19 protein-coding genes and 1 rRNA gene are annotated in these 17903 nt (G+C 72.2%); 10 read left to right on the plus strand and 10 right to left on the minus strand.

Going from position 1 to position 17903, the window contains the following annotated elements; genetic code table 11:
* Positions 1-621: a DUF47 family protein gene (locus ABZ716_RS19075; protein WP_351892233.1), complete on the minus strand. Its 621-nt coding sequence runs from the start codon at positions 619-621 to the stop codon at positions 1-3.
* Between the two features lie 195 nt (positions 622-816).
* On the opposite strand from ABZ716_RS19075, the gene ABZ716_RS19080 reads away from it, so the two are divergent.
* A complete protein-coding gene (locus ABZ716_RS19080; protein ID WP_042818427.1) occupies positions 817-1137 on the plus strand; it encodes a metal-sensitive transcriptional regulator in 321 nt (106 codons plus the stop codon).
* Between the two features lie 27 nt (positions 1138-1164).
* Here ABZ716_RS19080 and ABZ716_RS19085 read toward each other — a convergent pair whose 3' ends face one another.
* Both ABZ716_RS19085 and ABZ716_RS19090 read right to left on the minus strand, forming a co-directional pair.
* Entirely contained in the window at positions 1165-1317 is a 153-nt protein-coding gene (locus ABZ716_RS19085; RefSeq protein WP_351892256.1) for a hypothetical protein, read from the minus strand.
* Between the two features lie 148 nt (positions 1318-1465).
* Positions 1466-2326, minus strand: coding sequence for a hypothetical protein (locus tag ABZ716_RS19090; RefSeq protein WP_358960200.1), 861 nt, complete (start codon positions 2324-2326; stop codon positions 1466-1468).
* Between the two features lie 187 nt (positions 2327-2513).
* Between ABZ716_RS19090 and ABZ716_RS19095 the strand changes: the two genes are divergently transcribed.
* Both ABZ716_RS19095 and ABZ716_RS19100 read left to right on the plus strand, forming a co-directional pair.
* Positions 2514-2672 carry a hypothetical protein gene (locus tag ABZ716_RS19095; protein ID WP_358960203.1) on the plus strand — a complete coding sequence of 53 codons (159 nt, stop codon included), beginning with the start codon at positions 2514-2516 and terminating at the stop codon, positions 2670-2672.
* A gap of 81 nt (positions 2673-2753) precedes the next feature.
* Positions 2754-3011: a hypothetical protein gene (locus ABZ716_RS19100; protein WP_358960206.1), complete on the plus strand. Its 258-nt coding sequence runs from the start codon at positions 2754-2756 to the stop codon at positions 3009-3011.
* Positions 3012-3137: 126 nt separating this feature from the next.
* Here the strand turns inward: ABZ716_RS19100 and ABZ716_RS19105 are convergent, their stop codons facing one another.
* The 5 genes from ABZ716_RS19105 to ABZ716_RS19125 all read right to left on the minus strand — a co-directional run bounded on the left by ABZ716_RS19105 (position 3138) and on the right by ABZ716_RS19125 (position 8369).
* Positions 3138-3836 (minus strand): phosphatase PAP2 family protein, encoded by a 699-nt coding sequence (locus tag ABZ716_RS19105; protein ID WP_358960209.1) that lies wholly within the window; start codon positions 3834-3836, stop codon positions 3138-3140.
* Between the two features lie 203 nt (positions 3837-4039).
* A complete protein-coding gene (locus ABZ716_RS19110) occupies positions 4040-5059 on the minus strand; it encodes an NlpC/P60 family protein (RefSeq protein ID WP_351892223.1) in 1020 nt (339 codons plus the stop codon).
* 58 nt (positions 5060-5117) lie between these two features.
* The gene (locus ABZ716_RS19115; RefSeq protein ID WP_358960212.1) at positions 5118-6854 is read right to left on the minus strand and encodes a protein kinase; all 1737 of its coding nucleotides are present in this window, start codon (positions 6852-6854) and stop codon (positions 5118-5120) included.
* A gap of 61 nt (positions 6855-6915) precedes the next feature.
* Positions 6916-7719, minus strand: a complete 804-nt coding sequence (locus ABZ716_RS19120; protein ID WP_358960215.1) for a thioesterase family protein — start codon at positions 7717-7719, stop codon at positions 6916-6918.
* Positions 7720-7760: 41 nt separating this feature from the next.
* On the minus strand, positions 7761-8369 hold the full coding sequence (locus ABZ716_RS19125) for a LysE family transporter (protein WP_358960217.1): 609 nt from the start codon (positions 8367-8369) through the stop codon (positions 7761-7763).
* 104 nt (positions 8370-8473) lie between these two features.
* On the opposite strand from ABZ716_RS19125, the gene ABZ716_RS19130 reads away from it, so the two are divergent.
* From ABZ716_RS19130 to ABZ716_RS19160, 7 genes are all read left to right on the plus strand, one after another.
* Positions 8474-9304, plus strand: a complete 831-nt coding sequence (locus tag ABZ716_RS19130; RefSeq protein WP_358960220.1) for a pentapeptide repeat-containing protein — start codon at positions 8474-8476, stop codon at positions 9302-9304.
* A gap of 311 nt (positions 9305-9615) precedes the next feature.
* On the plus strand, positions 9616-9924 hold the full coding sequence (locus ABZ716_RS19135) for a hypothetical protein (protein ID WP_042818271.1): 309 nt from the start codon (positions 9616-9618) through the stop codon (positions 9922-9924).
* A gap of 105 nt (positions 9925-10029) precedes the next feature.
* Entirely contained in the window at positions 10030-10866 is an 837-nt protein-coding gene (locus tag ABZ716_RS19140; RefSeq protein ID WP_358960223.1) for a hypothetical protein, read from the plus strand.
* Entirely contained in the window at positions 10856-12256 is a 1401-nt protein-coding gene (locus tag ABZ716_RS19145; RefSeq protein ID WP_358960226.1) for a hypothetical protein, read from the plus strand. The genes ABZ716_RS19140 and ABZ716_RS19145 overlap by 11 nt, the downstream gene beginning before the upstream one ends.
* Positions 12253-13812: an SCO6880 family protein gene (locus tag ABZ716_RS19150; RefSeq protein WP_358960229.1), complete on the plus strand. Its 1560-nt coding sequence runs from the start codon at positions 12253-12255 to the stop codon at positions 13810-13812. Before ABZ716_RS19145 ends, ABZ716_RS19150 begins: the two co-directional genes overlap by 4 nt.
* 19 nt (positions 13813-13831) lie before the next feature.
* A complete protein-coding gene (locus ABZ716_RS19155) occupies positions 13832-15250 on the plus strand; it encodes an ATP-binding protein (RefSeq protein WP_358813042.1) in 1419 nt (472 codons plus the stop codon).
* A gap of 5 nt (positions 15251-15255) precedes the next feature.
* Positions 15256-17106, plus strand: a complete 1851-nt coding sequence (locus ABZ716_RS19160; RefSeq protein WP_358960232.1) for a type VI secretion protein — start codon at positions 15256-15258, stop codon at positions 17104-17106.
* On the opposite strand, the gene ABZ716_RS19165 is transcribed toward ABZ716_RS19160, so the two are convergent.
* Together ABZ716_RS19165 and rrf are read right to left on the minus strand one after the other, a co-directional pair.
* A complete protein-coding gene (locus ABZ716_RS19165; RefSeq protein WP_358960234.1) occupies positions 17103-17696 on the minus strand; it encodes a GNAT family N-acetyltransferase in 594 nt (197 codons plus the stop codon). The genes ABZ716_RS19160 and ABZ716_RS19165 overlap by 4 nt on opposite strands.
* 114 nt (positions 17697-17810) lie before the next feature.
* Positions 17811-17903: ribosomal RNA gene (gene rrf / locus ABZ716_RS19170) — 5S ribosomal RNA — on the minus strand; the annotation flags it as partial.

Below are 17903 nucleotides of genomic sequence, written 5' to 3' on the forward strand. Positions count from 1 at the left end.
TCAGGACTCCTTGACCGCGATGGTCTCCACCGTGTTCGCGACGTGCTCGAACGCGTCGGCGGCCTCTTCCAGCACATCGACGATCTGCTTGAGCTTCAGCACCTCGATGGCGTCGTACTTGCCGTTGAAGAGCTGGGCGAGCAGCTTGCGGTGGATCTGGTCGGCCTGGTTCTCCAGCCGGTTGACCTCAATCCAGTACTCGGTCAGGTTGGTCATGGTCCGCAGGTGCGGCATGGCCTCGGCGGTCAGCTCGGCGGCCCGCGCCAGGACCTCGATCTGCTGCTCGACGCCCTTGGGCAGTTCCTCGACGTTGTAGAGGACGACGAGATCGACGGCCTCCTCCATGAAGTCCATGATGTCGTCGAGCGACGAGGCGAGGCTGTAGATGTCCTCGCGGTCGAACGGCGTGATGAAGGAGGAGTTCAGCTGGTGGAAGATCGCGTGGGTGGCGTCGTCCCCGGCGTGCTCGGCGGCACGCATCCGCTCCGCGATCTCGGCCCGGGCGGAGGGGTCCGCTCCGAGCAGTTCCATCAGGAGCTTCGAGCCCGTGACGATGTTGTCCGCGGATGCGGCGAACATGTCGTAGAAGCTCGTCTCCCTGGGGGTCAGACGAAATCGCACGTGGGGTCCTCGGGGTGCATCGGATTCGGTCAGGCTGATGCTAGGCGCATCGCCCGGCCACGGCTAACCGGCGGTCCCCAGCTGTCCTCCATCAGGCAGAGTGGGCCCTACGGAACCCTGCCCTAGCGGCCCGGGCGACGTAACCTATACCCGCGAGGGGTATATACCCCCTCGTTCCGGACCACGGGAGGACGCATGACGACCATCGAGGCGGAGGGCTCCGGGGCCGTTCCCGTCCACGGCTACCACCACCAGAAGGACGAGCACCTCAAGCGGCTGCGCCGGATCGAGGGCCAGATCCGGGGCCTCCAGCGGCTCGTCGACGAGGACGTGTACTGCATCGACATACTCACCCAGGTGTCGGCGAGCACGAAGGCCCTCCAGTCCTTCGCCCTCCAGCTCCTGGAGGAGCACCTGCGCCACTGCGTGGCGGACGCCGCCGTCAAGGGCGGTACCGAGATCGACGCCAAGGTGGAGGAGGCCACGAAGGCCATCGCCCGCCTGCTGCGCAGCTAGTTCCGTTCTGGTTGCGTCTACGGCCGGCTACGGTCCTATGCCCATCAGCACCTCGTCGATCCGGTCCTGGCTGAGCCGGTCCTCGGACGCGGCCGACGCCGCGATGATCAGCTCCCCGCAGAGCTCGATCTCGGCGAGCGCCACGTGGTCCTGCACCGTCGTACCGCCTGCGGGAGTCACGCGTGTCACCTCTCTCTGCCGCCATCGCCCGTCCGGCACCCGGCTTCCCAGCCTAGGGAGCGCGCCTCGTGCCGCGCATGACACGGATGGACCATTTCCGGATAGCGGGCCATGGCCCGGACGTACCCGCCCGGGCCGTTCCGGCCGGCTATTCGGCGATCTTCCCGGCGTAAATGTCCCCCTCTGCGGGCAATACGACGGTCACCGGGGCCCCGAACCCGTAGAGGAGGGTCGTGGACGAGACATCGATCACGCCATTTTTCACGTACGTGAACCGGTGCCGGACCTTCCGCAGCCGGCCCTGCTCGTCCAGGTACGCGTCGAACGGCACGCTGTCCTCGGCGAACCCTTTCGCCGCCGCCCGCAGTGCTTCCCTGACCCCCGGGGAGGCGTTCTGCGCGGCCCTGCCGATGTCGGTCGTCCCCTGGTAGTGCCGCACCTTGGTACCCGCCAGGTCGGTTTCGCCGACGTACGTCACCTGCTGTGCGCCCCGCAGGAGCTCGGCGGCGGCCAGGGGGTCGGTGGCCCCGCCCGTGACGAGGTTGCCGTCGGGGAGGGCCGCGGTGTCGAGGCGGACCCACTTGTCGTCGGGCACTCCCGCCCCGCGGTTCTTCATGTAGAGGGCGCCGGGAACGAGCAGCTCGGTGATGGGCCGGTGCTCGGGCTGCCCCTTCACATCGGCGGGCAGCATCACCAGGAGCTGGCCCATCCGCTTGCGGAAGTCGACCCCGCCCTCGCCCCGGATCGTCACCCGGGTCCCGCCGGTGGCCATCTCCATGGCCGTACGGGCCTGGGCGCTGCCGGTGGCGGTCAGCGCGTCGGCGGCCCCGCGGACCGCCGCCACCGGGTCGCCCGGGGGCCGGGCGTCGGCCGCCGCGCCGCCGGCCACGGTTCCGCTCGCGGCGCCGCAACCGCCCAGCGCGGCCACGGTGACGGCCACGCAGACCGCGAGCACCGCCTCGCCCGCACGCCGTCGCAGCCGTCGCCGCCTGTGCTGGTGCACCACCATCGCCTGCCAACCCCCAACGCATGACCGCTGCTTGCCCGAGGCCCCCACCCGCTCCGGTTAACGAGGTCCGGGGTTTCCCGTCACGGTCGGGAAGTGGCCAGGGGCCGTACCGACGCTGCCCGGGCCCCGGTACGGTGGAGCCGTGGATCCGCACACCCCGGCGACCCCGGTCGCTCCGCTTCCCTCTGTGCCCGCCCCGCGCCACACCACCAGCACCGCCGAACGGGGCTCGTTCTGCCTGGCGGTCTGCACCTGCGGCTGGCAGGGCCCGGCCCGCCGCTCCCGGGACCTGGCCCGCAAGGACGCGACGGCCCACCCGGCGCCACCGGAGCCGGCGCAGGCGTAGCCCCTCCCCCCGCGGCCGGGCGTGTCGCTCGTTCGGACGTCCCGGCTGGCCGGGGGTGGCCGGACCGGTTGCGCTGGAGGCATGCCAGGAACCGCACCCCGCCTCGTGGCCCTCCTCGTGGCCCTCCTCTGGGCCCTGCTGTTCGCCCTCACCCCGGTCGCGGCGGCGTGGGCCCGTCCGGTGGGCTCGGCGGACGGGCCGGCCGACGTGGCGTTGGCCATCGCGCTCACCACCGCCGCGGCGACGGCCACCGGGCTGTGGCTGCGCTCCCGTTACCGCCGCGACGACGCCGAGCGCCCGGGCGGCGGCGGCGAGGGCGGCGAGGGCGGCGGCCCGTGAGGCCCCGTCCGCGCCCGACGGCGGTCCGGCTCTGCTTCGGCGCGGCGGGCCTGTGCCTGGTGGTGGCCCTGCTGCTGGCCCTCTGGAACCCGTGACGGAACCGGTGACGGAACCCGCGCGGCCGTGTCAGGCCGCGAGGTCGCTCTCCGCCGGGCGCTGCGGGAGTTCCACCGGGCGGGCCACCATGTAGTCCTTGGCCCGTACGAGCCGGCCCAGCCGCGGCGCCCGCGCGAGCGCCCGTACCAGCGGGGTCAGCCCGGCCATGGCGAGCGGTGCGAGGAGGAGGACGACGGCCGTCCCGAGGGCGAAGCCCCCGATCACGTCCGTCGGGTAGTGCACGCCCAGGTACACCCGGCACAGCCCCTCGGCGAGCGCCAGCCCGATCCCGGCCAGCCCGAGCCGGCGGTTGGCGAGGAACAGCCCGATGCCGAGCGCCATGGCGAGGGTGGCGTGGTCGCTGACGAACGAGAACCCGGCGCCCGGACCGCCGTCCACACCGCCGAGCACCTCCAGCCCCTCGTGCGCGAGGTACGGCCGCGGCCGCGCCACGAACCCGCGCAGCGGCACGTTCACCAGCAGCGCGATCGCGGCCGCCAGCGGCGCCCACACCAGTGCGGCGAACGACTCGGCGGCGGCCGCCTCGTCCTGGCGCCGCGCCCCGCGCCAGCACCACAGCACGAGCAGCACCATGGCGAGCGGAAGCCCGTACGAGGCGAGCAGGGCGACGCCCCGGTCGAGCCAGTCGGGGGCACCGCGCGCGACGCTGTTGATCCGGTACAGCAGGCTGACATCCACATTCGGCCCACCGCTCGTGAGTCCAGCCATGCGCCGCGGCCCCTTGCCTGCCTAGGTCCCGTGCGGGCGCACGACGGTGTGCGCCCCCTTCAACTCCCCCCGCCGATCAGCCCCCGTGACCATGGAACGCCCGTTCTGGCGCGCATGGTTCCACCCACACCGGATGATCACGGCAACGTTATCCAAAGGTGACTCATCGTCGCAGCTCAGGGCCTGCGCTTAACGCAGCGTGGCTAAGCCTTGGGAGCAGCCGGCGACCGCTCCGGAAGCGCCTCCGCCCCCTCCTTGGTGACCCGGGTCGCGCCGAAGTAGTCAGGGGTGTCGATCTTGTCGAAGCGGATCACGGCTCCGGTGTACGGGGCGTTGATCATGTAGCCGCCGCCCACGTACAGCCCGACGTGCCGGATCTCCCGAGAGTTCGTCAGATCGTCGGAGAAGAAGACGAGATCACCGGGAAGCAGCTCGGCCCGCGAGGGATGCGACCCGGCGTTGTACTGGTCGTTGGCCACCCGCGGCAGCTCGACCCCCACGCTCTCGTACGCCGCCTTGGTCAACCCGGAACAGTCGAACCGCCCGTTGTCCGCCGCCGTCCCGTCACCACCCCACAGATAGGGCGTCCCGAGCTGCTTCTGCGCGAAGTACACGGCCCCGGCGGCCTGCTGCGAGGGCGAGACCCGGCCGAGGGGCTGCGCGAAGCTCTTCTCCAGGGAGCGGATGGCCTTCACGTAGCCCTGCGTCTCGGTGATCGGCGGCACCCCGCCCGCCTTGATGACCCGGTAGGGGCCGGCGTTGTAGGCGGCGAGCATATTGTCGGACGGATCGCCTGCCACCTTCGCGACGTCCTTGGCGAGTTGGCAGTCGTAGGAGGCCGCCGAGGGGATGGCGTCCTTGGGATCCCAGATGTCCCGGTCCCCGTCACCGTCCCCGTCGACCCCGTACGTGGCCCACGTCTCCGGGATGAACTGGGCGATGCCGCGCGCGTCGGCGTTGCTGAGCGCGTCCGGCTTCCAGTTGCTCTCGGTGTACAACTGGGCTGCCAGCATGGCCGGGTTGAGCGCGGGGCAGAGGTTCCCCCACTTCTCCACCAGCGGCTGGTAGATCGCCGGCACGGCCCCCTTGACCAGCCCGACGGACCCCTGCCTGCCGCCCTTCATGAGGCTCGCCGCCGCCGAGTACGTACCGACGACCAGCAGCGCGACGAAGGTCAGGCAGACGCCGATCCCGATCCCGCTTGCCATCCAGAATTTGCGCACCCGTCAACACTGCCTTACGACCGTCCGCCTGACAGTGCATTCATCAGTCTGTCGGACACTATTTCACCGGAAAGCCGGTGCAGTAGAGGCTGCTGTACTCCCTGAGGCCCCTGACTCGGTAGAACAACACGGTCCAGTTGCCCGGATCGTTGGCCACCGGGATGGCCGGGAAGCGCTTCGCGTTCCCGTCGTTGTCCACGAGCTGCGTGGCGAAGTCGTCGGGGTAGGTCAGGATGACGCCCCCGCCGTCGGTCGTCCGGGTGAGGTCGACCGGCTTGCTGGTGTAGCCGATGCTGTGGTTGTAGTCGCGGACGTTCTCGTACGGCCGCTGGGTCGTCGGGTCGATCTCGTGCGGGGGCTTGACCCCGACGGACACGAAGTAGGGCCCCTTCTCCTGGTGGTACGGCTTCAGCATCACCCGGATCCTGACCTTGCCCGCGACCGTCTTCGCGTTGGGGTCGGCGGCCTCGACCGCGGAGGCCACCAGGTACTGAGCCCGCTCCTCCGGCGGCAGGTTGCAGCTCCCCTCACCGGTCGCGGTACCGGTCCACAGGTCACGGGAGACCGTCGAGGGCTCGATGTGGTCGGACACCGCCCCCGAACCGCCGGCCGGCCCGGAAGAGGCGGCACCCGGAGCCGGGCTCGAAGCCGGCAGGCCCCCCGTCGAGGGCTGCCCGCCCGCGGGCGACGGGGTGGCCGAGGGGGACGGGGCCTTGACCCCCTCGTTCCTCGCCTCCCCCTGGTCCGGGAGCAGCAGGTAGCCGCCCGTCGCGAGGCCGCCCACCAGCAGACCCGCCGCCACCGCCACCGCCCAGCGCGGCACGGCCGGCCCGCGCGCCGCGGCCGGCTGCCCGCCGGGCACGTACGTCGGCACGTAACCCGACGGCGCGGGCGGCAGCCCCGGCCCGATGGTCGACGGCAGCATCCCGGGGAGCTGCCCCGCAGCGCCCGCGGTCGCCGTGAGCGAGGCGTACACGGGGTCGTCGACCAGTGCCGAGTCCACGGCACAACGGCGAATGATCTCGGCGGGGGCCGGCCGGGCCGCGGGCTCCGCCACCACACAGGCCCTGATCAGCGCCGCGAGTCCGGGCTCCACCCCCGCGACGTCGATCTCCCCGTGCACCGCGCGGAAGTTGACCGCCGTCGGCTCCCCGGTCCCGTACGGCGCCCGGCCGGTGGCCGCGTACGCGAGCGTCGCACCCAGGGCGAAGACGTCGGCCGGAGCCGCGGCCTCGCCGCGCAGCAGCACCTCCGGGGCGGTGTAACCCGGGGTGCCGGGGGCGGCGCCCGTCTGCGTCAGGGCCGTTTCGGACACGCCCTTGGCGATGCCGAAGTCGATGAGCTGGGGCCCCTGCGCGCCGAGGATCACGTTCTGCGGCTTGAGGTCCCGGTGCGTGACCCCGTACGCGTGCACGCTCGCCAGCCCCTCCGCCAGCGCGGCGAACAGCTTGCGGCAGGACGCGGCGGGCAGCGCCCCGAACTCGCGCACCGCGTGGCTGAGCGTGGGCCCGGCGACGTACTCCGTGGCGAGCCAGTACGGCGGCGCCGCCAGCGACGCGTCGATCAGGTTCGCCGTATAGGCGGAGCGCACCGCGCGGACCGTCTCCGCCTCACGCCGGAACCGCGCGAGCGCCTCGGGGTGCCCGGTGATCTCCTCCCGAATGACCTTGACGGCCACCAGTCGGCCTCCCGGCGACCGGCCGAGGTACACCTGGCCCATGCCCCCGGCCCCCAGCCGGGCCAGCAGCGTCTGCGCGCCGATCTGCGCCGGGTCGGTGTGTCTCAAAGCCTCCATCCGCACGAGGGTGCCACACCGACTCCCCCGCCCCACAACGGGGTTGAGTCCGGGGTGGCCCTCACCTGGCCGCCACGAACAGGCTCTGCGCCCCCCTCCCGATCGGCCCCTTCTCGTCGTGCAGGCGCGCGTCCGCGAGGCCGATGCCGGCCGGGTCCACGCTCGTGCGCGCCTCGACGCACACCCACTCCCCCACCGGATGCCGGTGCAGGTGGACCGTCAGGTCGCCGTTGACGAAGACGTACCGCCCGATGTCCAGCACCGCACCGATCCCGTTCCCCGAATCGGCCGCGACCAGCACCCGGTCCAGCGGCCGCACCGCCTCCCCCGCGACGAGCGGCACCCGCATCCGCATCCAGCAGGTCGCCGGCCCCGGCTCGGTGAACGCCCCCCGCGTGAAGCGGGCCTCCATCGAGGAGTGGTACCCCGTCTCCCACGGCACGGGAAAGAAGGGCGACGGCGCCGCCTCCCCCGGCGGCGCCACCCGCGCCCCCTGCGTCACCTCCGGCACCGGCTCGTCGGCCACCCGGATCCGCAGCGCCCGCGCCAGCATCACCGGGGCGTCCGCGCCCGCCGGGGTGAGGGACGCCTGGATCAGCTCGGTGCCCCGCCCCGCCCGCAGCACCGACGCGGCCACCGTCAGCTCCCCGATCGGCACCGGCCGCAGGATCTCGTACGTGATCCGTGCGACCCGCATGTCCCCGCGCGCCCCCGGCCGCTCCTCCACCGCCCGCCCGAGCAGCGCGGCGGGCGGCCCCGCGTGCTGCGCGCCCGCGTCCCACGGCCCGCGCGTCGCCTCGGTGGCCAGGAAGCGGGCCTCACCGGGCCGGCCGATCCGCTCGTAGAACCCGTCCTCAGCACCCATGCCGCCGCACGCTACCGACAGGTAACCCCAGCCGCCAGCCCTCAGCGGGCGACGCCGAGCCCGATCCCCAGCCCCACCAGCACCGAACCGATGGCCCGGTTCAGCGCCTTCTGCGCCCTGAGCATCCGCTCGCGCAGCGCGGAGTGGGAGAAGAACAGCGCCACCGCACCGAACCACACCAGGTGCGCCGCCGACATGAACAGCCCGTACCCGGCCTGCCGCCAGGCCGGCGTGTCCGCGTTCACCACCTGCGTGAAGGTGGAGACGACGAACAGCGTGGTCTTCGGATTGAGGACATTGGTGAGGAACCCGTTGCGCAGCGCGCCCAGCCGCGTCAGCTCGGGCTTGGACTCCAGGTCCACCGTCAGCTCCGCCCGCGCCCGGAAGGTCCGGATCCCGATCCACACCAGGTACGCGGCACCCGCCAGCTTGATCGCCGTGAACAGGGCCGTCGACGAGGCGATCAGCAGCCCCACCCCGAGCATCGTGTACGACACGTGCACCAGCACCCCGCCCGCGACTCCGGCGGCCGCGAACAGGCCGGTGGAGCGCCCGTACAGATAGCTGTTCCGCACCACCATCGCGAAATCCGCCCCCGGGCTGATGACGGCGAGCAGGGTGATGACCGCGACCGCGAGCACTTCTGTCATGGACAGATCCTCACTCCGGCCGAGTTCCCGATCAAGGGCTTTCGAGCGGAACGCAGGGGGAACGCACGCGGGCCCCACCCCCCGCCACCCCTCACAATGGACGGATGGCCAGCTCCTCCCGCCCCGCTCTCCCCGCCCTCCCCCTCCTCCAGGCCGACTGCGCGAACTGCTTCGCGCTGTGCTGCGTCGCCCTGCCCTTCGCGAAGTCGGCCGACTTCGCCGTGAACAAGTCCGCCGGCACCCCCTGCAAGAACCTCCAGCAGGACTTCCGCTGCGGCATCCACACCGGCCTGCGCGACCAGGGGTTCCAGGGCTGCACCGTCTTCGACTGCTTCGGCGCGGGCCAGCAGGTCTCCCAGGTCACCTTCGAGGGCCGCGACTGGCGCACCCATCCCGGCACCCGGCAGGCGATGTTCGACGCCTTCCCCGTCATGCGCCAGCTGCACGAGCTGCTCTTCTACGTGTCCGCCGCCCTCGCCCTCCCGGCCGCCGCCCCCCTCCACCCGGCCCTCCGCGAGCTCCTCACGAGGACCGAGTCCCTCACCCGGGCGGACGCCGCCACCCTCACCGCCCTCGACGTCCCGGCCCTGCGCCAGGAGATCAACACCCTCCTGCTGAAGACCAGCGAACTGGCCCGCGCCACCTCACCGGGCCGCAAGAAGAACCACCGCGGCGCCGACCTGATGGGCTCCCGCCTCGCCGGAGCCGACCTGCGCGGGGCCAACCTGCGCGGCGCCTACCTGATCGCCGCCGACCTCAGCCGGGCCGACCTCCGCGGCGCCGACCTGGTCGGCGCGGACCTGCGCGACACCAACGTGCGCGGCGCCGACCTCCGCGACACCCTCTTCCTCACCCAGCCCCAGCTCAACGCCGCGCACGGCGACGCCCGCACCCGCATCCCCGCCGGCCTCACCCGCCCCGCCCACTGGAGCTGACCCACCCGGCGCCCGCCCCACCCCGCACGCCCCCCACGCACCCGTACGCCCCCCGAGCGCCACGACCGCGCCACCACCACGGCACGCCATCCCCCGAGCCGCCAGTCATTGCCCCAGGTCACCCCCCGTGATACACAGAGTGACCAGTTCAGGCCATGCGTACGAGCGCACGCACGGCCCGAAACCCGGGACATCGGGTAAAGAGACCGGCCAAGTCGACGACGGCCGACGTTTCATCAGCGAAGATAGTGCGTGACCCCTGCCGTCGGGCACGGGCTACCGGAACTACCCATACAGGGGCGGTGAGTTACATGATCCTGGCAGCCGAAAAGGGCGACATCACCACCATCATCGGCGGAATCGCCCCGAACTGGGGGCCGTTCGGCAGTCTCGGCAACGAAGCGAAGGTCATGATCGAGGTCATCATGGCCGTGGCGATCCTCCTCTGCCTCGGCATCGCCATCTGGGGCGCCGCAAAGCAGCGCATCGGCGCCACCGCGCTGCGCGACACCTTCAGCGCGGAACAGGGCAAGGGCCTGATCGTGGCCGGCCTCACCGGAGTCTTCATCATCGGCTCCCTCGGCACCCTCTTCACGATCGTCTACGGAATGGCCGTCTAGCAGAACCACCGCGGCCGGCCGCACCCTGATGAGGAATCACCACACCGCGCCTGCGCGGAAACGAGCGCTACCGTCGTACGACGCGGAGGGGGCGGACGACAGGCAATGAGCAACGACGACGACCAGTACGGCGGGGGCCCCGGCCACGGCGGAGTGGGCGGTACGGGCCAGACCCGTACCCGCCTCCCGGACTCCCCCGCCGACGCCTACGGCACCCCCCGCCGCACCCCCCGCGCCTCGCGCGGCCTGATCACGGTGGTCGGGGTCGTGGTCCTGCTCATCGCCGCCATCGCCTTCGCGAACCAGTCCCACGACACCCCGCGCGACACCACCTCCGACAAACCCCCGTCCACCCACGCGACGTCCCCCACGGGCACGGCCCCGGTCACCACCAAGACCGCCGGCATCCCCAAGGGCTTCGCCCACGACGACCAGGGCGCCCAATCAGCAGCCGCCAACTACACGGTGGCCCTGGGCTCGGACGGCATGCTCAAGAAGGACGTCCGCCACGCCCTCATGGACGCCCTCTACACCCCGGAGGCGGCGGCCCAGCGCAAGCCCCAGCAGGACGCCGCCTACTCCTCCGCCTTCCTCGCCACCCTGGGCCTCGACGCCAACGGCAACGCCCCGCAGGGCAGCACCTTCGTCACCCGCTCCGTCCCGGTGGGCACCCGCGTCGAGAACTACAGTCCGACCAACGCCAAGGTCTCCGTCTGGTACACGGGCCTGGTCGGCATGTCCGGCGCCAAGTCCACCAATCCGGTGCGCACCACCTGGAACACCTGGACCTTCGAACTGACCTGGGTGGGGGACGACTGGAAGATCGCCTCCGAGAGCGAACAGAGCGGTCCCGCCCCGGTCCCCGGCGACGTCCCCGCCTCCACGTCCGACGACATCAGCAAGGCCGTCCAGGAGTTCGGAGGGTTCACCTATGCCCGGTAGCCGCCCCGGTGCGCCCACCCGCACCAGCACCACCCTCCGCCGGCCTGCCACCGGCCTGCGCGCCGCCGCCACCCGCGCCCCCTTCCGCATCACCGCGGCCCTGACAGCCCTTCAGGCGGCGCTCGTCACGCTGTCGGCGCGGGCCGTCGCCGCCCCCAGCCCGAGCCCCAGCCCCTCCGGCTCTCCGTCGGGAACCCCGGCGCCCTCCAAGTGCGAAGGCGTCATCGGCACGCTCAAGGAAGCCTGCGAACGCCAGGCCGCCGGAACCAGCCCCGGCACGGGAGCCAGCACGGGCCTCTCGCCGAACAGCCCCACCGACGCCCTCAACCCCCTCGCCTCCCTCGCCCGCGGCTGCGCCGACGCCGCCGCCTGGATCGTCGGGAAGCTCAGCGAAGCCGTCAAGGGCACCGCCACCGTCGACTTCACCAACCCCGCCTTCCTCCAGCAGTACGCGGTGGTCTTCGCCGCCAGCACCATCCTCACCCTCGTCCTGTGGCTCCTGGCCGTGGCCAAGCGCGCCATCCGCGGCGTCCCCCTCTCCACCGCCCTCTCCGAGGCCATCGGCTTCCTCTGGCTGACCGTCCTCGCCTCCGCCTTCACCCCCCTCATCCTCTACACCGTCGTCTCCGCCACCGACGGCGTCACCGACGTCATCGCCTCCGCCACCGGCAGCCAGAGCGACGTCTTCTTCGGCTCCTTCACCGAGGCCCTCAAGAAGAGCGAGGACATCGGCGGCGGCCCGATCATGCTGATCGTCGTCGCCCTCGTCACCGTCCTCGCCGCCGGCGTCCTCTGGCTGGAGCTCGTCATCCGCGCGGCCCTCCTCTACGTCGGCGCCCTCCTCGGCACCGTCGTCTACGCCGGACTCGTCGACCGCAACATGTGGGGCCACGTCCGCCGCTGGGCCGGCATCATGATCGCCGTCATCCTCGTGAAGCCGGTCATCGTCATCGTCCTCGGCCTCGCCGGCGCCCTCGCCGGCGACAAGGGCCCCAACGCCTTCTCCGCCGTCGTCTCCGGCCTCGCCATCATCCTCCTGGCGATCTTCGCGTCCGCCATGATCTACCGCTTCGTCCCCGGCTTCGGCGACGAGATCGCCTCCGCCCGCAGCAACCGCAAGCAGGCCACCGACGGCGCCCAGGCCGCAGCCGTCATCAGCTCCCCCGCCTCCCTCGTCTCCCAGGGCATCAAGACCCACAGCAGCCGCGGCGGAGGCGGAGGCGGAGGCGCCCACCGCGCCGGCGGCGACGCCAACCAGATCTCCGGAGGCATGGCCGCCCACAGCAGCCGCGGCTCCGGCAGCGGGACCGGCGGCGGAAGCGTCCCACCCGCCGCACCCCCGCCCCGCACGGGCTCAAGTACGAGGAACACAGGAGGTGACGGGCGTTGACGACCCAGTCCCACCAGATCCACCCCATCGCGCCCCGCCGCACGTATCTCATCGGCCGGGCCCGGCCGAACGCGATCGTCGGCAAGAACCGCGAAACCGGCGAGATCGCCCTGATCATCGTCGGCGCGTTCCTCGGCATGATGAGCGGACTGCTCGTCCCCGACCTCACCCTGCGCATCGTCACGCTCGTCGGCTTCCCCCTGCTCGCCCTCGCCGCCGTCTACGTGCCCTACAAGGGCCGCACCTACTACCGGTGGTTCGAGATCACCCGCAGCTACAAGCGCACCCTGCGCCGCGGCACCACCTACCGCTCCTCCGCCATGGAGGCCGGCACGCGCGCCGCCGACGGCCGCGAGGTCGAGGTCGGCCCGCCGCCCGGCATCGGCCGCATCAACTGGCTCGCCGCCCCCTTCGGCCCCGACGAGATCGCCGTCCTCCTCCACGCCGACCGCCGCACCGTCACCGCCGCCATCGAGATCGAGGGCCCCGGCGTCGGCCTGCGCGACAGCGAGGACCAGGAGGCCCTCGTCGACCGCTTCGGCACCCTCCTCAAGCACGTCGCCAACGGCGACGGCTTCGTCACCCGCCTCCAGATGCTCGCCCGCACCCTCCCCGCCGACCCCGACGCCCACGCCAAGGACGTCGCCCAGCGCGGGAACACCACCTCCCCCACCTGGCTGCGCGACTCCTACGACCAGCTCCAGTCGATGGTCTCCACCTCCTCGGAGCAGCACCGCGCCTACCTCGTCGCCTGCATGCACTACACCCGCGAGCTCGCCGCCGAGGCCCACACCATCGCCCGCGCCGGCAGCACCAAGGGCCGCAAGCTCGACCGCGACGCCGGCCTCGCCATCGTCATGGCCCGCGAACTCACCGACATCTGCGCCCGCCTCGCCGAGGCCGACATCCGCGTCCGCCAGCCACTGGGCCAGGGACGCCTGTCGTCCCTCGTCCACTCCATGTACGATCCGGACCACCCGATCGACCACATCCAGGCCATGACCAAGCGCAACGCCTGGCCCGCCGAGCTCGACGCCGTGGAGCCCACCTACCTCCAGGCCAAGACCCGGGAATCCTCCACCCGCGCCCCCTGGTGCCACGCCACCGCCTGGGTCAAGGAATGGCCGATGACCCCCGTCGGCGTGAACTTCCTGGCCCCCCTCCTCGTCCACACCCCGGACGTCATCCGCACCGTCGCCGTCACCATGGACCTCGAACCCACCGAGGTGGCCATCGAGCGGATGCTCACGGAGAAGACCAACGACGAGGCCGACGCCTCCCGTGCCGCCAAGATGAACCGCACCGTCGACCCCCGCGACATCGCCGCCCACGGCCGGCTCGACCAGAGGGGTGAAGATCTCGCCAGCGGCGCTGCCGGGGTCAACCTGGTCGGGTACATCACGGTGTCCTCGCGTTCACCCGAAGCCCTCGCCCGCGACAAGCGCACCATCCGCGCCTCCGCCGGCAAGTCCTACCTGAAACTCGAATGGTGCGACCGCGAGCACCACCGCGCCTTCGTCAACACCTTGCCGTTCGCCACCGGCATCCGACGCTAGCTGGAGGGAATAGCCGCCCATGCGAGATCCCCTGTCCGCACTGACGGACGCCTTCACCAGCTTCCTCTTCGGCAAGGTCGAGACCACCCGCCTGCCCGTGCGCACCTCCACCGGCCAGGCCCAGGCCGTCTACCTGCCCACCGCCGCCCCCGGCCTCGGCGACTCCGGTGTGATCATCGGCCGCGAGGTCTACAGCGGCAAGGGCTACATCTACGACCCCTTCCAGCTCTACGGCCAGCAGCTCCCCGCCCCCCATTGGCTCGTCCTGGGCGAATCCGGCAACGGCAAGTCGGCGCTGGAGAAGACGTACGTCCTGCGCCAGCTGCGCTTCCGCGACCGCCAGGTCGTCGTCCTCGACGCCCAGGGCGAGGACGGCGTCGGCGAATGGAACCTCATCGCGGAAGCCCTGGGGATAACCCCCATCCGCCTGGACCCCATCGCCGCCAACGACGGCGGGATCCGCCTCAACCCCCTCGACCCCGCCATCACCACGACGGGCCAGCTCGCGCTGCTGCGCACCATCATCGAGGTGGCGATGGGCCACGGCCTGGACGAACGCTCCGGCTTCGCCCTCAAGGTCGCCCACGCCTACGTCGTGGACACCATCCAGGACCGCCAGCCCGTCCTCACCGACATCGTCGAGCAGCTGCGCCACCCCGAACCCGAGTCCGCCCTCGCGATGAACGTCGACATAGACGACGTGCGGGCCTGGGGCCTCGACGTCGCGCTCGTCCTCGACCGCCTCGTGGACGGCGACCTGCGCGGCATGTTCGACGGCCCGACGACGGTCGGCATCGACCTCGACGCCCCCCTGATCGTCTTCGACCTCTCCCACATCGACCGCAACTCCATCGCCATGCCCATCCTCATGGCGATCGTCGGCGTGTGGCTGGAACACACCTGGATCCGCCCCGACCGGAAGAAGCGGATCTTCCTGGTCGAAGAGGCATGGCACATCATCAACAGCCCCTTCGTCGCCCAGCTGTTCCAGCGCCTGCTGAAGTTCGGCCGACGCCTCGGCCTGTCCTTCGTCGCCGTCGTCCACCACCTCTCCGACGTCGTCGACGGAGCCGCCGCCCGCGAAGCCGCGGCCATCCTCAAGATGGCCTCGACCCGCACCATCTACGCCCAGAAGGCCGACGAGGCCCGCGCCACGGGCCGCGTCCTCGGCCTGCCACGCTGGGCGGTGGAGATCATCCCGACCCTCACCCCCGGCATCGCCGTCTGGGACGTCAACGGCAACGTCCAGGTCGTCAAACACCTGATCACCGAGACCGAACGCCCCCTCGTCTACACCGACCGCGCGATGACGGAGTCCTCCACGCCCCCGCAGCTCCCCGAGGACCTGCTGGCCGCGGAGCTCGAAGCGGAGGAACGAGCCCTGTACATCGAACGCCAGCGGGGCGCCGGCCCCGGATCAGCGACCACGGTGGCCTGAGCACCATGCACGACCCCAGAGGTACGGAGCCCCGCGCGCGCGGCGGCGGCATCCCGGACGGAGTCCTGGTCGGCCTCCTGGCCTTCCTCCTCGGCCTGGCCGTCCTGGTCTGGTCGGCCACCGGCCTGGCGGCCCTCTTCTCGAAGGGCGCCTGGCCGGCCACGGTCACCTTCACCCGCACCCCGGGGGCGGTCCGCGCCCTGATAACGCAACCGCACGACATCCCCGCCGCCTGGCCGGACACCGACCCGGCGGCCCTCTCGGGGTGGGGGCTGTTCTGGGGCCTGTTCATCAGCCAGCTCCTGGTCCTGCTGGTCCTGACGATCTTCACCCTGGGCGTGGTGACCCGCGCCAAGGCCCGCCGCACCCGAACGAAACCCGGGGCCAGGACCCCCGGCCCGGATACGGGCGCGGACCTTTCCCAGGCCCCGGCTCCGTCACGGGCCGCAGACGGGACCCCTGCCAGCCACGCCCACCCCGCTCCGGACACGAGCGAAAGCCCTGCCCCACGGCCGGCCGGCCCGGCCAGTGCGGCCGCGCCCCGCTCTGAAGCCACCCACCCCGCCTCCGCCAACGCCACGGCCACTCCCCCGACCACCCCACCGGCCCCCCGCCCGGCCCCCGTCACGGAGCGGGACACGTCCCGCCCGGCCGTGCGCGCCTCCACGCCCGCCGCCGCGACCTACGCCGAGACGGCCACGCCCCCGCTCCCCGCCCCGACGCCGGACCGCACCACCGGCGGCCCCGCGACCCCGTACGCCACCCCGCCCGGCGACCAGCGCGGCCGCCAGGACAGCGCCACCCCGCCACGCACCCCGTACAGCGCCGCCCCCTCGGCACCCGCCGCACAGGACGCGTACCGCTACGGCTTCGGCTACGCCCCGCCCGCCCGCACCACCCCCGCGCCACAGGCGGAGCCCGACCACACCGCCCCCGCACCGCAGGGGCACCGCCTCGCCTACGCACCCCCGGCCGAACGCCACCGCCTCGCCGTGGAGGCCGTCTCCGCCGCCGAAGGCGCCGTCCTAGTGGTCACGTCCTCCCCCGCCCTCTGGCAGGACACCAAGGACGCCCGCGCCAAACTCGGCCCGGCCCTCCTCTACGATCCCTCGCACCTGTGCGACACCCCGGCCCGCATGCACTGGAACCCCGCCGACGGCTGCGCCGAACGCGACACCGCCGCCGCCCGCGCGATCGCCCTGCTGGCCCCCGTACGCCCCCAGGCCCGCCTCGACGCCGCCGTCGCCGACACCGCCGAGACCCTGCTGCGCAGCTGGCTCCAGGCAGCCGCCCTCGACGGCCTCCCCTTCAAGCAGCTGGCCCGCTGGGCCCAGGGCAACGGCTCCCAAGAACCGGTCCGCATCCTGCGCACCCACCCCCAGGCCGCCCCCGGCGCGGCCGGAGAGCTCGAAAGCGCCCTCATCGCCCACCCGGACCGCCGCGAGCAGGCCCAGTACCTGACGGCCCGCGCCCTGTCCTGCCTGACCTCGGTCCACATCCGCGAGGCATGCAACCCGAACCGAACAGATGCCCTCACGCTGGCTTCGTTCGCCGCCGAAGGGGGCACCCTCTACGTAGTGGGTGAGCCCCTGGAGGACCCCCGAACCCGGCCGGGTGCCATGCCCCTGCTCACCGCACTCGCCTCGCACGTGGTCGAGCACGGCCGCCGCATGGCCGCACGGTCATCCCACGGTCGGCTCGACCCACCAATGACGCTGGTCCTGGAGGACGTGGCGGCCGTCGCCCCCGTCCCCCAGCTCCCCGACCTCCTCACCGACGAGACGCTCCCGCTCCTGGCCCTGTGCCGCAGCCGCGAACAGGCCCGCGCCCGCTGGCCAGAGTGGCCCGCCCTCTAGACCCCGCCGCTGCCGGCAGGCCGCGGGAACACGTACTCGTGCTCCTTCGCGGACGGCTCGTCCGGCTTGGGGATCACCAGCCCGGTCGGCCGGAACCCGAACCGCCGGTAGAACCGGGCGGCCCGCTCGTTCTCCTCGTGCACGAAGAGCCGCGCGCGCCCCAGCGCCGGCGACTCCCGCTTCCACACCCACTCCAGCGCCGCCTCGAACAGCGCGTCGGTGAGCCCGCTCCCCCGCTGCTCGGGCCGCACGAACACCCCGACGACGTGCGCCTGATCGACCTCGACGACCTGACCGAGGAAGTCCGTCGACCCCGCGCCCTCAATGAACACGGACACGGACCCGTCCCACTGCCCGTCGGGCCCCTCGGCGATGATCTGAGCGACCTGCTCCCCCGCGGCGGCCCGCGCCGCCCGGTCCTGCCAGTGCTCATCGGGCTGGGCGGCGGCCTGCTCCACGGTCTCCAGGAAGGCCACCGACGCGGCGGGATCCCGCAACGCGTCCAGCCGCAGACCCTTGACCTTCTCCCACTCGCCGGCCCTCACGAACCGGATCACGTGCTGCTGCTCTACCTGCTTCTGCTGTTCCATACCGCTGTATACAAACCTGCGGCTCACCGCAGGTCAACAAAATATCCGCGCCCGATGGACCCTGAACGCAGAAAAGCCCCGCACCAGAAGGTGCGGGGCTTTCCCACAATGATTGTTCGGCGGCGTCCTACTCTCCCACAGGGTCCCCCCTGCAGTACCATCGGCGCTGAAAGGCTTAGCTTCCGGGTTCGGAATGTAACCGGGCGT

The organism is Streptomyces sp. NPDC006687 (assembly GCF_040636215.1).
In the GTDB taxonomy this organism is placed as follows: domain Bacteria; phylum Actinomycetota; class Actinomycetes; order Streptomycetales; family Streptomycetaceae; genus Streptomyces.

Excerpts from the sequence above, each read along its gene's own strand:
- ABZ716_RS19130 (WP_358960220.1), top strand. The coding sequence starts at position 8,474 with ATGGCCAGCTCCTCCCGCCCCGCTCTCCCCGCCCTCCCCCTCCTCCAG.
- ABZ716_RS19140 (WP_358960223.1), top strand. The coding sequence starts at position 10,030 with ATGAGCAACGACGACGACCAGTACGGCGGGGGCCCCGGCCACGGCGGA.
- ABZ716_RS19145 (WP_358960226.1), top strand. The coding sequence starts at position 10,856 with ATGCCCGGTAGCCGCCCCGGTGCGCCCACCCGCACCAGCACCACCCTC.
- ABZ716_RS19135 (WP_042818271.1), top strand. The coding sequence starts at position 9,616 with ATGATCCTGGCAGCCGAAAAGGGCGACATCACCACCATCATCGGCGGA.
- ABZ716_RS19105 (WP_358960209.1), bottom strand. The coding sequence starts at position 3,836 with ATGGCTGGACTCACGAGCGGTGGGCCGAATGTGGATGTCAGCCTGCTG.
- ABZ716_RS19155 (WP_358813042.1), top strand. The coding sequence starts at position 13,832 with ATGCGAGATCCCCTGTCCGCACTGACGGACGCCTTCACCAGCTTCCTC.
- ABZ716_RS19080 (WP_042818427.1), top strand. The coding sequence starts at position 817 with ATGACGACCATCGAGGCGGAGGGCTCCGGGGCCGTTCCCGTCCACGGC.
- ABZ716_RS19100 (WP_358960206.1), top strand. The coding sequence starts at position 2,754 with ATGCCAGGAACCGCACCCCGCCTCGTGGCCCTCCTCGTGGCCCTCCTC.
- ABZ716_RS19125 (WP_358960217.1), bottom strand. The coding sequence starts at position 8,369 with ATGACAGAAGTGCTCGCGGTCGCGGTCATCACCCTGCTCGCCGTCATC.
- ABZ716_RS19165 (WP_358960234.1), bottom strand. The coding sequence starts at position 17,696 with ATGGAACAGCAGAAGCAGGTAGAGCAGCAGCACGTGATCCGGTTCGTG.
- ABZ716_RS19090 (WP_358960200.1), bottom strand. The coding sequence starts at position 2,326 with ATGGTGGTGCACCAGCACAGGCGGCGACGGCTGCGACGGCGTGCGGGC.
- ABZ716_RS19160 (WP_358960232.1), top strand. The coding sequence starts at position 15,256 with ATGCACGACCCCAGAGGTACGGAGCCCCGCGCGCGCGGCGGCGGCATC.
- ABZ716_RS19120 (WP_358960215.1), bottom strand. The coding sequence starts at position 7,719 with ATGGGTGCTGAGGACGGGTTCTACGAGCGGATCGGCCGGCCCGGTGAG.
- ABZ716_RS19115 (WP_358960212.1), bottom strand. The coding sequence starts at position 6,854 with ATGGAGGCTTTGAGACACACCGACCCGGCGCAGATCGGCGCGCAGACG.